At 39.3% G+C, this 14046-nt stretch carries 13 protein-coding genes; 4 read left to right on the top strand and 9 right to left on the bottom strand.

Annotated elements, in window-relative coordinates; genetic code table 11:
• Positions 1–551 precede the first annotated feature (551 nt).
• From MKL51_RS02105 to MKL51_RS02070, 8 genes are all read right to left on the bottom strand, one after another.
• Positions 552–1454 carry a bile acid:sodium symporter family protein gene (locus MKL51_RS02105; RefSeq protein ID WP_014206870.1) on the bottom strand — a complete coding sequence of 301 codons (903 nt, stop codon included), beginning with the start codon at positions 1452–1454 and terminating at the stop codon, positions 552–554.
• An 84-nt stretch (positions 1455–1538) separates the two neighbouring features.
• A complete protein-coding gene (locus MKL51_RS02100) occupies positions 1539–3179 on the bottom strand; it encodes an AMP-binding protein (protein WP_270904164.1) in 1641 nt (546 codons plus the stop codon).
• 137 nt (positions 3180–3316) lie between these two features.
• Positions 3317–4690 carry a long-chain fatty acid transporter gene (locus MKL51_RS02095; protein WP_032052078.1) on the bottom strand — a complete coding sequence of 458 codons (1374 nt, stop codon included), beginning with the start codon at positions 4688–4690 and terminating at the stop codon, positions 3317–3319.
• A gap of 157 nt (positions 4691–4847) precedes the next feature.
• Positions 4848–6671: an acyl-CoA dehydrogenase gene (locus MKL51_RS02090; protein WP_032052077.1), complete on the bottom strand. Its 1824-nt coding sequence runs from the start codon at positions 6669–6671 to the stop codon at positions 4848–4850.
• 9 nt (positions 6672–6680) lie between these two features.
• Positions 6681–7142 carry a MaoC family dehydratase gene (locus tag MKL51_RS02085; RefSeq protein WP_032052076.1) on the bottom strand — a complete coding sequence of 154 codons (462 nt, stop codon included), beginning with the start codon at positions 7140–7142 and terminating at the stop codon, positions 6681–6683.
• A gap of 2 nt (positions 7143–7144) precedes the next feature.
• The gene (locus tag MKL51_RS02080) at positions 7145–8056 is read right to left on the bottom strand and encodes an SDR family NAD(P)-dependent oxidoreductase (RefSeq protein ID WP_068555573.1); all 912 of its coding nucleotides are present in this window, start codon (positions 8054–8056) and stop codon (positions 7145–7147) included.
• A gap of 45 nt (positions 8057–8101) precedes the next feature.
• Positions 8102–8857 carry an SDR family NAD(P)-dependent oxidoreductase gene (locus tag MKL51_RS02075; protein WP_032052074.1) on the bottom strand — a complete coding sequence of 252 codons (756 nt, stop codon included), beginning with the start codon at positions 8855–8857 and terminating at the stop codon, positions 8102–8104.
• Between the two features lie 12 nt (positions 8858–8869).
• Positions 8870–9634: an SDR family oxidoreductase gene (locus MKL51_RS02070; RefSeq protein ID WP_032052073.1), complete on the bottom strand. Its 765-nt coding sequence runs from the start codon at positions 9632–9634 to the stop codon at positions 8870–8872.
• A gap of 179 nt (positions 9635–9813) precedes the next feature.
• Between MKL51_RS02070 and MKL51_RS02065 the strand changes: the two genes are divergently transcribed.
• From MKL51_RS02065 to MKL51_RS02055, 3 genes are all read left to right on the top strand, one after another.
• Positions 9814–10749 carry a LysR family transcriptional regulator gene (locus MKL51_RS02065; RefSeq protein ID WP_032052072.1) on the top strand — a complete coding sequence of 312 codons (936 nt, stop codon included), beginning with the start codon at positions 9814–9816 and terminating at the stop codon, positions 10747–10749.
• 93 nt (positions 10750–10842) lie between these two features.
• Positions 10843–11412, top strand: coding sequence for a TetR/AcrR family transcriptional regulator (locus MKL51_RS02060; protein ID WP_032052071.1), 570 nt, complete (start codon positions 10843–10845; stop codon positions 11410–11412).
• Between the two features lie 139 nt (positions 11413–11551).
• Positions 11552–12571, top strand: a complete 1020-nt coding sequence (locus tag MKL51_RS02055; protein WP_032052070.1) for an MBL fold metallo-hydrolase — start codon at positions 11552–11554, stop codon at positions 12569–12571.
• 57 nt (positions 12572–12628) lie between these two features.
• On the opposite strand, the gene MKL51_RS02050 is transcribed toward MKL51_RS02055, so the two are convergent.
• A complete protein-coding gene (locus MKL51_RS02050; RefSeq protein ID WP_002061057.1) occupies positions 12629–12997 on the bottom strand; it encodes a hypothetical protein in 369 nt (122 codons plus the stop codon).
• A 406-nt stretch (positions 12998–13403) separates the two neighbouring features.
• On the opposite strand from MKL51_RS02050, the gene MKL51_RS02045 reads away from it, so the two are divergent.
• Positions 13404–13952: an RrF2 family transcriptional regulator gene (locus tag MKL51_RS02045; protein WP_032052069.1), complete on the top strand. Its 549-nt coding sequence runs from the start codon at positions 13404–13406 to the stop codon at positions 13950–13952.
• The last annotated feature ends 94 nt before the right edge of the window (positions 13953–14046 follow it).

The following is a 14046-nucleotide window of genomic DNA, read 5'->3' as shown; positions in this document are numbered from 1 at the left end:
TTTGACAGTGACTGCCAATAATTTATGAATGTGCATAGCCAACTCCTTCTTTTGGGAGTTCTGCCAAAGCATTATAAATTATGGTGGCAGAACGGAAGCGGGTTGACGGACTGGTTTCGACATCCAGCACACTCGAAAGTGTCCCACTCCCGTCCTACCGCTACGGGAGGGAACGAGGTGCGCACACAAGACTACTCCTCAGAAGAAATAATCCTGATGTGGTCGAATAAACGGTCCGTCAAAACCGACTGGCAATGTAGGCCAGCCCGCAAATGGTAATCTTCAAAAATTAAGGTGTCAATGTGAAATTGGCTAGAAATTATTTAATTAAATTATTGTTTTTCATTTAATTACATAATTAAGAAAAACCTTAAATATTGGCTTAACAATTTGCTTTTATAACAGCACTCTAACGCTTTCTTTTTATTATGACTGCGCTTACTCGGCCATAAATATTTTAAATTTTGAGACTAAAAAAGGAGGTATTAGCCTCCTCTTTTATTTCAAACTAAAACATCTGGTGGTAATTAAATACCTTTATCTGCCAGATATTACTGAAGATTCTTTGAGTATGTTTTAGGTGATATTTGTGTGATCTCTTTCTTTTCTAGACGATTTAGCAAAGTGCCAAAGATTGCAGCAACAATGTACATAAATAATGAATAAACTGCTGCTGGCATAGCGGCCATACTGCTTGCCATTACTGTAAAAGCAATGGTCATGGCTAAGGTACTGTTATGAATTCCAATTTCAAACGCGCAAGCTTTTGCCTGAAAGCTATTTACACCCAATAATCTTGGAACAAAATAGCCAACCATTAAACTACATACGCAAAACAGCAAAGTTGCCAATCCAATTTGTCCAATATACGTCATCAGATTTTGATAATCTCGTGCAACTGCTAATATGATGATCGATACGAGAAAAACGATAGCAAAGATACGCACAGGTTTATTGAGCTTTTCAGCCGTATGCGGCGCAAAATGACGGACTAACATCCCGATCCCAACGGGCACTAAAATAATGAGAAAAACCTGTATGATTTTAGAGAATTGCAAACCTACATTTTGCCCATTTTCCATAAAGTGCTGTATTGCAAAATTCACGATTAACGGAAGTGTAAAAGCAGCAATGACCGAATTTATAGCCGTTAAAGTAATATTTAAAGCGATATCCCCTTTATAGAGATAACTAAATAAATTAGCTGTTGGCCCGCCCGGTGACGCAGAAAGGAGCATTAATCCAACAGCAAGCATGGGTGGTAAAGCAAGAACCTTACAAATAATAAATGCAATACCGACTAAAATAACCAGTTGGCAAAATAATGCGATAAAGACCGCTTTTGGGTGTTGTCGTACGCGTTTGAAGTCATTTATGGTCAGCTCTAGACCTAAACCAGCCATAATAATTGCAAGTGCAATTGGTAAAAATACGGTAATTAATCCTGAACCCATAATCTCATTCCTTTTTTTCCATTTATTGATGGACCTTCTAGTCCCATACGCTTATGTTTTTAATTAAACAATTAAAAATTCTTATTAAACCTTTAGTTCTTTTCTTAAAATTTTACCCACATTTGACTTGGGTAATTCATTAATAAATTGAATATAGCGTGGTTGTTTGTAGCCAGTCAGGTTCTCTTTTGCATAGATTTGGATTTCTTCAACCGATAAAGAGTCATCCTTTTTGACAATAAAGGCTTTCGGCACCTCACCCGATTTTTCATCTGCAATCCCAACCACGGCGACTTCTAAAATTTTTGGATGTTGGGCTAAAACTTCTTCAATTTCGTTCGGAAAAACATTAAAGCCTGAAACTAAAATCATGTCTTTTTTACGGTCAATAATTTTGGTATAGCCTTTTTCATTCATAAAGCCAATATCACCCGTTCTAAAGAAACCATCAGCAGTCATGACCGCTTTCGTTTCTTCAGGTAAATTCCAATAACCTTTCATGACCTGCGGGCCACGAATTGCAATTTCTCCAGTTTCACCGGGTGCTAATTGATGACCTTCATCATCCAAAATAGTAATATCCGTGCTCGGTACAGGAATACCGATCGTGCCACTAAAAGTATTAGAGATTGGTGGGTTAAAGGTCGCCACAGGAGAAGTTTCTGATAAGCCATACCCTTCACGGATAATACGTCCTGTCAGTTTTTCCCATCCATCGGCCGTGGATTTCAAAATTGCCATACCGCCGCCAGTGGTAATTTCTAAACGGCTATGGTCCAGCTTATTAAAGCCTTCATGATGAAGCAGCGCATTAAATAAAGTATTTACAGCAGGAAAAACCGTAGGACGATATTTTTCAAAACAATGTACAAGAGCATCTAAATCACGCGGATTTGGAACTAAAACAGTGGCATAACCTTTATTCATTGCACTGTGCAATAAACAGACAGTAAAACCAAAAATATGATAAAGCGGTAAGGCACAGATTGCTATTTCATCTTCGAAAGCATCTCGGTCACCAAAGTAGCTTTTAAAAACCACATTATTTTGTAATAAGTTGGCGACAATATTTTTATGGGTTAATTCTGCGCCCTTGGAGACACCTGTTGTTCCGCCCGTATATTGTAAAAGCACAGTATCTTCAAGAATAAGCTTAGGACGTATATAGTCTTGGGCATTTGCCTTCAATAAGATTTGCTTAAAAGCGTATTTTTTAGAATCTAAGGTGTCTAATTCAGTAGGTTGCTCGACCAACATTTCAGTCATGGTGGTGGTAATAATTTGTTCAACCGCCACTTGCTCTTTGACAGCATCATAAACAGGTAAAAGTTGTTCTAATATAAATAAGACTTTTGCGCCTGCATCATTTAATTGATGCTTTAACTCGCGGGCTGTATAGAGGGGGTTAATATTGACCAGAATGTAACCTGCACGAATGACGGCAAGTGAAATAATTGGGTAGTGAATAATATTGGGCATCATCACGGCAACACGTGTACCTTTTTCTAGCCCTAAACTTTGCAAGAATGTTGCTATTTGTCGACTATATAAATCGATTTCAGCATAAGAAAAAGATTGATCTGCAAATATAAAAGCCTTTCTTTGCTGGAACTTTTTAAAACTGTTGTCCCAAAAATCGAGAAGTGAAGTTTGTTCATCCGGCAATGTAATCGTACTTTCTATATTCCATTGCTTATATTCATCTAACCAGATCTGATTTGTCATCTTATTGTCCTTTTATGAGAGGGAGAAATGGAACTGTTCCTACTCCACTTTTTATATTTTCTTTAATCTCTTAATCTGCTTACTCTCGTGCAGAAATAAACTGTTTATATAACTAAGCGATCCATCAAATAGTTGAATTAAAATTTATAACCAATTTTCAAACCGTAACCGATTGAATAGTTATTTTTATATTCACCCACATAATATTCACTGCCTGCCTGAGCACCAAGCTGACCTTTGGCGTCACCAAGCCATAGATACTTCATTCCACCTGAGATAAAGTATTTTGAAGTTGGACTATATTGCGCACCAAGACCAACACTGTAATAACCTTTAGCTGGTCCGCCTGTGGACACGCGCTCACCTGCTCCCGAGTCCCAGCCTATAGAAACTGAACCCGACCATTTATCGCTTAGGCGTTGTCCAATTCCAAGATTGGCAGACCATTGATCATCATAATAACGAACCAGATTAAAACCATTTGGACGACTTGGCGTTGATAGAACCCCAACAACTTCTGAGATTTCGCCAAAACGATAGGGTTTAAACTCAAAATCGTTCCAGTGAACCCAACGCACGTTACCGAACAATAAAGTACCTTTGCGTAATCCGGTCTGAAACTCCAAATTTACTGACTCTGGCGCTCTAAACTTAGTTGAGCCTGATGTGCCTGCTTCGGGTAACCCCGCAACAATATGATTGAGTGCCTCCTTCCGCGATTCTGTGAGTTGTCCTATAGAAACCATATACGCCAAATGCTGATCAAGAAAATCACGGCCTTGCTGCGTACTTAACATATCAACCAGTGGTGCATTTTCATTAGCAGTCACTTCATGCATAATTTCTGAACGATAAGTCAATGAGGCTTTAATGGCTTTTTCGGGAATTTGATAACCAAATCCTGCCAACCATCCCCAATCTCCAACTTCTTTGGCATTAAAGTCATAGCCATTATATAAACTGAAAACTTGACCTCTTAAATTGACGTTACTTTTAAATGTCTGATAAACAGGACCTGCATAAAAATTCCAGTTTTTATCCGGTTGATAACCAAATATGAGACTAAAATTTTGCATAACAAAATTCGATTTGGTGTTCCCTGTTACGACTTCTCTACCGGTCTTTTGGGCAAGTGTTGCTGAATCAATGCCTGGTACTAAAATCGTATCACTCGGCTTAGCAACAAAACTGTTATTTCCATAATATTCAGAGTCGGAAGTAAATGGCTGATCGTAAAGAAAACCAAATGAGAACTGAGGTGCTAACTGTAATTTCAAAGCTGCACTGGGACGATAATCAGAGTTTGCAATATCAGAAATACTATTACGTGTTGGGTTTGTACCCGCTTCTTGTCCTTCTAACGAAGTGTCTGAAACAGATAAACTTGCCTCAAAATAATTACCGGGTTGTAGAAATGCAGAAATTGATTGTCCTGTTCGATCAAATGCTGCTGCATAGAGTGGGCTCGTACAAAATGAAGCCATGACCATGACTAATGTTTTCTTTTTCATCTTTTAATCCGTCCTAGATTTTTATTTTTACTTATTAGGGCGCTCTTTACTGAACGCCTGATGTTTGTTTTACATAGTGATTCTTATTAGGCATTTTTTATAAAATTCGGGTTGTTCTCCTTTCCTTTCAAACAGCGCGGTTAAGGAATGGTTCTTATTAGAACCATTCTTCTGACATATTGAGTGGAGTTGTCTCTACTGGATCAAGTACCGCTAACCAACTCATAATTTTCGGCATTTCCCAGCCAAAGAAATAATCACACGCGGCAAGCTTCCCACGCAGAAAATCAGGATCTGTTGAGTTCGGCATGAGTTTATGAATGACTACCGCTTGATCAAGCCATAACCATCCCACCACAAGATGTCCAAAAGCTTCCAGATAATTGGCGGCATTTGCCAGTTGAAGTTCTACATCGGTTAATGCATGCAATTTCTCTGTTACATTTCGGATGAGTTGCCACTTTTGGTCTAATTGATCCGCATGTTCTTTTAAAGAAGGCTCTGCTTTAGCTTGCGCGATCGTATTCATGATTTTTTCATGTAATAGCTTCATCGACAGTCCCTGATTAAGACGAGTTTTTCTTCCTAATAAATCGAGCGCCTGAATGCCAAATGTTCCTTCATGAATCGGGTTGAGTCGATTGTCCCGATAAAACTGTTCAACATTATATTCACGGGTATAACCGTAGCCGCCATGAACTTGAATGGCTAAATCATTTGCCACCAGCCCCCATTCAGAAGACCAGCTTTTCACCACTGGTGTTAATAGATCAAGTAATTGATGGGCTTGATCGCGTTGCTCGGCATCTTCAAGCGAGTGAATATCATCGGTTAATCGAGCTGCATATAGGCACAGTGCCAACGCACCTGAGACATATGCTTTTTGCGCCAATAGCATACGGCGAACATCCGCATGTTGAATGAGCGGGATTTGTGGAGAACTTGGATTGCGTTCAATACGAGAACGACCTTGTACGCGAGTTTTTGCATAATCTAAAGCATGAAGATAACCTGTATATCCTAATGCTGCTGCCCCAAGTCCAACCGAAATTCGGGCTTCATTCATCATATGGAACATATAGGCCAGTCCTTTACCAGCTTCGCCGACTAGCTCACCAATTGCGCCTGCTTCTCCTTCGGGTGTGAAACGACCTTCCCCAAAATTCAGCACACAATTCACTGTTCCCCGATAGCCCATTTTGTGGTTAATTCCAGCTAATACCACATCATTACGTTCACTTGGCTGTCCATTTTCATCGAGTAATTTGCGCGGTACGGTAAACAGAGAAATGCCTTGCACACCTGCTGGTAATTGTCCATTTTCATCTGGAATTTTTGCCAAAACCAAATGAACAATATTGTCAGAGATATCGTGCTCGCCGCCTGAAATCCACATTTTGTTTCCAAACAAACGATAACGACCATCTTTTGTTTTAATCGCACGTGTACGAATATCAGCCAGACTTGAACCTGCTTGAGGTTCAGATAAACACATCGTTCCGAAACATTTGCCTTCTATCATGGAGTTGACATAGGGTTTAACTTTTTCAGGTTCACCATGAGCCATTAATAAATTTGCATTACCAATAGTTAAAAAGGCGTAGCCCGCAGTTCCTGAATTGGCACCGAGTAGATATGCCATACCTGCACGCTCAATGGTATTGGGTAAGTTCATCCCATTCCAATCTGACGGAAACGCTGCACTCATCAAACCTGCATCCGCAAAAGCCTTTAGCGCTTCCCCGACTTCAGGATTGACACTTACACGCTCACCATCAAAAACAGGTTCGTTACTGTCATTTTTTTTATTATGTGGAGCAAATAAATCGGTTGCCAAAGCCTCGTAAACGTTTAAAACAGACGTATATTCAAAACGGTCCTGTCCTGCAAAAGAATTGCGTTGGCTGAGTTCTTCGACTTTTAGCCAATCGAATAGCAAAAAATCGACATCACGGCGAGATAGAATTAATTCATTGCTCATGGGGTATTCCTATACATTTACAAGTGTAAGCCACTCTGTCACAAGTGCTGGTTTTGCCTGATCTTCGATTTCAATCGTGACTTCCATGATCAACTGATAACTTCCCTTATTTTTTTGGGAAACATTTTTTAAGTGAAAATTTCCACGCACCCGCTTACCGCTATGTACAGGACTAATAAAACGCAAATTATTGATGCCATAATTCACGCCAGATTTCTGCCCCTGTACAGTTGGTAAGACCTGAGCTGCCATCGCTGAAAGTAAAGAGAGTGTTAAAAAACCATGGGCAATCGTGCCACCAAAAGGTGACTGACGAGCAGCTTCTTCATCCACATGAATAAATTGATGATCTTGTGTGACATCCGCAAAGGTATTAATCATGCTTTGATCAATGGTCATCCATTGCGAGCTACCTAATGCTTGGCCTTGCAACTCAACAAGCTGGTCGATGCTTAATGTATTTTTTGTCAAAATTATTCTCCTGCCATTAATGAAGCTTTTTTCAGCTCAAGCTCACCCTGAGCGCCTCCTCTGACAGGCACAAACTCATCTGTTCGGTCTGAAACATCAGCTAAACGTTGTGCTAAAACATGCGGAACCTGTTCATCCGTACCTAAATAAATTCCTTGCGTAAGAGTAATGTGGGCAGCTTCAAAACTACCTGCGCCAGCACAAAGAATCATACGGGTAGGTGCATCTTCGCTAACCAAAGTCGCGATTGCCGGACTGACCGCACTTGGAGCAAGAGCTTTAAGGGCTTCTTCGGGTAATAATCCTTCAAGCATACGAGTTGCAGCTGTTGGTGCTAGACAGTTCACCCGAACATTAGATTTTTCACCCTCTAAAGCCAGTGTCTGCATGAGTCCAACCAATGCCATTTTTGCAGCACTGTAATTGGACTGCCCAAAATTGCCGTACAAACCTGAGGATGACGTAGTCATGACAATACGACCATATTTTTGCTCACGCATAATATCCCATACAGCTTTAGTGCAATTTACGGCCCCCATGAGATGCACATCAATTACTGTACGGAAATCTTCTAATGACATTTTACTAAAGGTTTTATCTCGGAGAATTCCAGCGTTATTAATTAAAATATCTACACGTCCCCAACGGGCAATTGTTTCATCTACCATCTGTTGAACTTGTTCAATATCAGTGACTGAAGCGCCATTTGCCATCGCCTCGCCACCCGCTGCAATAATTTCATCCACGACTTTTTGGGCCGCCATGGTTGAGCCGCCCTTTCCGTTTACATCACTACCCAGATCATTCACAACCACTTTTGCACCCAAACGAGCCAGTAACAGCGCATGTTCTCGCCCTAGACCAGCGCCAGCACCTGTAACAATAGCCACTCGATTGTTTAAATTAATTGTCATGATTTTTTCCTAAATAAATGAATAAGATATTATTTAATAAATGTTTTAATAAGCTGTCACGCCGCCATCAATTGCAATGGCTTGACCTGTGAGATATGAGTTTTCTTTGGCACACATCATCAGCATCATTGCCACCACTTCACTTGGATGGCCAAGACGCTTCATTGGCGAGGCCTGCGCTAAAAAGTCTTGTTTCTCTTTGAGTTCACTGTCGACCACCATCGGGGTGGTTGTATAAAATGGACAAATTGCATTAACTCGAATGCCTTTATTTGCATATTCAATCGCTGCTGTTTTGGTTAATCCCACCACAGCATGCTTTGCCGCAGCATAGGCAGCCAATTTAGGAGCCGCACCTAAACCTGCAACAGAAGCAACATTCAGAATAATGCCACCACCTTGTTGCAACATCTGACGAATTTGATGCTTCATTCCAAAGAACACGCCTTTGGCATTGACGGCAAAACTCAAATCCAGATCTGCTTCATCGGTATCAATAAAACTTTTCATAGGCGGACTCATACCTGCATTATTGATCCCGACATCGATTCTACCAAACTGAGTAACTGCACTTTGCACCAAAGCCTGTACATCTGCTTCAGAGCTGACATCACACACTTGCGCAACCACCTCCACTCCTGCTTGGCGTAGCGGTTCAACTACAGTATTTAACCCTTCAATATTCAAGTCACCCAACACTAATTTTGCACCATACTTTGCCAGTTGCTCTGCCAGCAATGCACCAAATCCACTCGCCGCACCTGTGATTAAGACCACTTGACCTGAATAATGTTCGTACATTGCTATTCCTCCCTAAATAGTTAAACCGCCATCAACTACAATACATTCACCATTGGTGTAACTCGCAGCATCTGACACTAAATAAAGTACAGTTCCAGCCATTTCACGTGGTTCTGCGTGACGGCGTAATGGAATTGTGTCCATCCAGCTTTTATAAATATCTTCATTTTCAAATAGTGCCGAAGCAAATTTGGTCTTGGTAAGACCCGGCAATAAAGCATTCACTCGAATGCCCAATGGTCCACATTCTTTTGCAAAGGCTTTGGTCATATTCACTACCGCAGCTTTGGTAATAGAATAAATACCTTGTCGGTCTCCGGGTTGTAGGGCATTTACAGATGCGGTATTAACAATTGCACCGCCACCCTGTTCTTTCATTAATTTACCTGCCTCGACAGACATGAAGAAATATCCACGAATGTTGACTTCAACCGTTTTGTTATATGCAGCAATATCTGTATCGAGAATATGACCAAAATAAGGGTTGGCAGCTGCATTATTGACTAAAATATCTAAACGACCGTGTTCTTTACGAATATATTCAAAAATTGCTGCAATATCTTCGAGTTTACCCACATGACAGGCGGCTGCCTCCGCTTTACCATTTGCTGCAATAATTTCATTAGCAACGCGTTGGCAATCTTCAATCTTGCGACTAGATACAATTACATGTGCGCCTTGTTCTGCTAAAAGTTTGGCAATTTCCTCACCAATACCACGGCTTGCACCTGTAACTAAGGCTATTTTTCCAGTCAAATCAAATAAATGTGTTGCCATATCATTTCCTTATGTTCATAGGTTTTATAAAAATTTGTTGTAATCAACGCTTTCTAAATGCTGTTACCACAAGCGCTACGTTCAAAATTCACAGTATTAATCACTCTATTTCTTATGCTATTTCCTGACCATATCTAACTTGTTACAATGAATAAAATGAATTGTTTGAATAACAAACTATGAATGAAATGAATAATAATATTGCCTCTCTTGCTCGTATTGACCTGAATTTATTTCGTGTATTTGTGGCAATTTATAGAGAAAAAAATCTAACACGGGCCAGTGAACAACTTTTTCTAAGTCAACCTGCTGTTAGCCATGCATTAGCTCGTTTACGTGATCATTTTAATGACCCATTATTTATTCGAGATGGACACGGTGTTGTTCCATCACCTTTAGCCAAACGTTTATGGCCTAAAATTGAACAGTCATTACAACTTATGCATCAAGCAATTCAAAGCACGCATGACTTTGTGCCAGCACGAGATTTAAAGCATCTTACAATTGCTATGAATGATGAGTATGAAGGAATTTTTTTACCCTCTATTATTCAGCACTTAACTCAATTTAATCCTAATTTGCAGTTAAATAGCGTACGCATTGATCGTAAAAACTTAAGACATGAGCTTTCTACAGGGAAAATCGATTTTGCGATTGATGTGCAACATTCGGTTGAAGATAGCATTGGTTATGAATGCCTTACTAAAGATCAATTTGTAGTAATAAGTCGTAAGCAGCATCCCTTATTATCCAAAACGAACCTAACCAAAGAAATTTATTTAGAAGCTAAGCACATTACAGTGTCCTCTCGTCCTACAGGTCGTGTTTTTGAAGATTTTTTCTTATCTAAACAAGGTATCAAAAGAACGATTAGTTTCCGCTGCCAACAATATGAAACGGCAATCCGATTAATTACACAAATGGACCATTTACTCACGATTCCTCAGTGTCAAATTGCTCATTTTAAAGATACTTACCCTCAAATTAAGGTGCATCCGCTACCGATAGATATTGTTGGATATCAGATGAATTTATATTGGGATCAGCAAAAGTCCCATGAACACCAAATCGTATGGTGTAAGAGCCAAATATTACAGCTTATGAATAGTTTATAAAATAGTAAATTTATGACAATAAAATTCTATTTTGCTTGCGCTGCTCATATTTTTATGTATGATTGAGTAATCACTCAATTAATATTTTTGTATATGGCTCGTCCTCGTAGTGAAGATAAACGTAATGCAATTTTAAGTGCTGCTATCGAAACATTGGCAGAACTTGGCGAGCGTGCGTCTACCTCAAAAATTGCCAAAGTTGCTGGCGTGGCAGAAGGTACTTTATTTACCTATTTTAGTAATAAAGAAGAACTGCTGAACCAGTTATATCTTTCGCTAAAGGCCGAACTGCGTCAGGTGATGATGCTTAGTTACCCGACTAACGCTGACCTGCAAACACAAATGTCGCATATCTGGCAAAGCTATTTGGACTGGAGTTTAGAAGCTCCCCTTAAACGTAAAGTAATGGCGCAGCTTTCGACCTCGGAACAAATTACTGAGCAAAGTAAGCAAATTGGTATGCAAACCTTTTATGACCTCACCCAAAACATTCAAGAACGTATTAACGATGGCAAGTTAAGAGACTATCCGCCGTTATTTATTGCTTCAATTTTAGGTGCGCTTGCCGAAGTTACACTCAATTTTATTGCCCAAGACCCTTCTCAAGCCGAGCGTTATCGCAAATCTGGTTTTGAAGCCTTTTGGCATGCAGTTTCAATATAGATAAAAGTAAGGATGCTCGGCGTCCTTATTTTTGAATGAATTAATGAGTGAGTAAATACTCATTTAAATAAATCATAATAAGCACTTAGCCCAAGTTCTTATTTGTACATATAGGTTTGTTCCAATAAGGAAAAACAAAATGACTATTTCAAACACAACAGACTTGCCTACTCCCTTAATGCCATCACAGCAACACAATGGCAAATTTAGAAATACACGTCCGAACCAACACAAGCCTTCTTTTGGCAAAACGCTTCAACTCATGTGGAAGTTTCTATTTAACAAACCTAAAGACACTGTTCCAAACAGAGAAATTCCTGTTTTAAGTTTGTCAAAAGAACAGTTATTAAGTGCGCCTGAACGTTCTCTATTTCGTTTGGGCCACTCAACTATCTTGTTAAAACTTCAAAATGAATTTTGGTTAACCGACCCTGTTTTTTCAGAGCGTGCATCACCTTTTCAATGGCTTGGACCAAAACGTTTCCACCAGCCACCGATCAGCATTGCGGACTTACCACCCATCAAAGGCGTGATTTTGTCGCATAATCACTACGACCACCTCGACTACCATGCAGTCATGCAACTTAACGATAAAGTTGAGCATTTCTTAACACCGCTCGGTGTGGGTGATACGCTCATTAAATGGGGAATTCCAGCAGAAAAGGTTCAACAACTTGATTGGTGGGATACTACCCATGTGGATGGGCTAAAATTGGTGGCTGCCCCTGCTCATCATTTTTCAGGCCGTGGGATGGGCGATAGCAATGCAACACTTTGGGCGTCGTGGGTGATTATTGATAATGACTTACGTGTATTTTTTAGCGGTGACACGGGATATTTTGACGGTTTTAAAGAGATTGGACATCGTTACGGTCCTTTCGATCTGACCATGTTAGAAACTGGTGCTTACGACCCCGAATGGCCCGATGTTCATATGCAACCAGAGCAAACTTTACAAGCACATATCGACTTAAAAGGACGTCATTTGTTGCCTATCCATAACGGTACTTTCGACTTGGCGCTTCATGCTTGGGACGACCCTTTTGAACGTATCGTGGCTTTGGCTCAACAAAATGAGTTAGCCATTAGCACACCGCAAATGGGTGAACTCTTAAACTTAAATGAGCCGAATGTTGAGAATTATTGGTGGCGTTCGTAAGTTTGAAGAAATTATTTGGAGAGTAAAAGAATGCTTTTTCTCTCCAATATTTAAATTTTAACTTTTCTTATGTGCCTTCCAAGGAAACTTAATTGTGCACACAACAAAAACCAGAAATAAAAATTGGGAAATATACATATAGTTGAGCAAGTCTCGCCCTACCTTTAATGTAATCCAAGTGTTGTGAATGACATCACTAAATATAATAAGAAAAGTTAGAATTAAGCCGATACGAGGTCTATAAAATAGAAGAATTGCAGCAAGTGGATCAATAAACGTTAAAGATGTCCAATAAATACAAGTAAATAAAGGCGCATTGTTATAGTCCCAAAACAAACCATGCATCAAAACTGTTTGTAAATGGTTGAACCCTGCACCGATAAGGCAAAGTGCATAAATACATCTAATAATAAATTCAGTTTTCAAAACAACTCTCTTATTCATTCATCATGCTATATAAAAAATATTTTTATTCAGATAAAGCTATTTAATATTTTAAGTAAAACAATCTATGTAAATATAATTTAAATAGCTCTATAAATAAATGATAAATGCCTATCCCGTTTCATCTATCTTACTTATAAGTGGTGAACTATTTGATTAAACACCTGTTAGACATTCTTACGATTAAGAGAACTTAATAAAATATTTTTTATAAATTATTAAAATCTGTTTATTTAATAAAATTTAAATTATTCAATCAGATACATTCATAGTTAACACTTTTAAATAGCCTTCTTTAAACTAGGACTAACTTTGTCCTAGTTTCATTATTGACTTAAAACACAGACTACATTAGTCTGTGTTTGTAATTGATCAATTATGAAATTAAATGGCTTATATCACTAGTAGCGTCGAATATGCGATTCACTGTCTTCTTTTTCTTGTGAACAATGAAGATAAACCTTTGAGTAGTAAGGACCTTGCTGAATTACAAGGAGTCTCTCCGAGTTTTATGGCCAAGATTTTTCCTAAACTTGAAAAGGCTGGTCTTGTAGTTGCACAAGAAGGTGTTCGAGGTGGTTATTTACTGGCTAAACCCGCTCACGAAATCAGTTTTTTAGATATCGTGAATGCAATTGAGGGTGAAAAACCGCTTTTTGAGTGCCAAGAAGTTCGTGGAAAATGTGCAGTTTTTAACAATGCCCCACCCGATTGGGCAACCAGTGGTGTGTGCGCAGTACATGCAGTCATGCTACAAGCCGAAAAAGCCATGCGAGATGCTTTAGGTGGTCATACACTTGGCAATATTGCAGACCGTTTTGGCCGTTATGCACCTGACGTGTTTTTTAGTGATGTAAATGGCTGGATCAATGAACGCATCGAAGGAAGAACAGCAAAAATGCGTAAAAGTAAAATATCGCGGGATACCCCCGACTAATGAACTGATAGGGTTCGTACCCTAACATAAAATTCCCTTAATTCTTTTTAAACGCCTTCTCAGATTTTTCGGACAATCAGAGAAAGGATTCACT

It is taken from the genome of Acinetobacter sp. AOR18_HL (genome assembly GCF_027855145.1).
Taxonomy (GTDB): Bacteria; Pseudomonadota; Gammaproteobacteria; order Pseudomonadales; family Moraxellaceae; genus Acinetobacter; species Acinetobacter pittii.
The sequence above is the reverse complement of the archived record's forward strand: the minus strand, read 5'-3'. Positions and strand labels throughout refer to the sequence as shown.

Coding starts and splice junctions, on each gene's coding strand:
- MKL51_RS02105 (WP_014206870.1), bottom strand. CDS start 1,454: ATGGGTTCAGGATTAATTACCGTATTTTTACCAATTGCACTTGCAATT.
- MKL51_RS02100 (WP_270904164.1), bottom strand. CDS start 3,179: ATGACAAATCAGATCTGGTTAGATGAATATAAGCAATGGAATATAGAA.
- MKL51_RS02095 (WP_032052078.1), bottom strand. CDS start 4,690: ATGAAAAAGAAAACATTAGTCATGGTCATGGCTTCATTTTGTACGAGC.
- MKL51_RS02090 (WP_032052077.1), bottom strand. CDS start 6,671: ATGAGCAATGAATTAATTCTATCTCGCCGTGATGTCGATTTTTTGCTA.
- MKL51_RS02080 (WP_068555573.1), bottom strand. CDS start 8,056: ATGACAATTAATTTAAACAATCGAGTGGCTATTGTTACAGGTGCTGGC.
- MKL51_RS02075 (WP_032052074.1), bottom strand. CDS start 8,857: ATGTACGAACATTATTCAGGTCAAGTGGTCTTAATCACAGGTGCGGCG.
- MKL51_RS02070 (WP_032052073.1), bottom strand. CDS start 9,634: ATGGCAACACATTTATTTGATTTGACTGGAAAAATAGCCTTAGTTACA.
- MKL51_RS02065 (WP_032052072.1), top strand. CDS start 9,814: ATGAATGAAATGAATAATAATATTGCCTCTCTTGCTCGTATTGACCTG.
- MKL51_RS02060 (WP_032052071.1), top strand. CDS start 10,843: ATGGCTCGTCCTCGTAGTGAAGATAAACGTAATGCAATTTTAAGTGCT.
- MKL51_RS02055 (WP_032052070.1), top strand. CDS start 11,552: ATGACTATTTCAAACACAACAGACTTGCCTACTCCCTTAATGCCATCA.
- MKL51_RS02045 (WP_032052069.1), top strand. CDS start 13,404: ATGGCTTATATCACTAGTAGCGTCGAATATGCGATTCACTGTCTTCTT.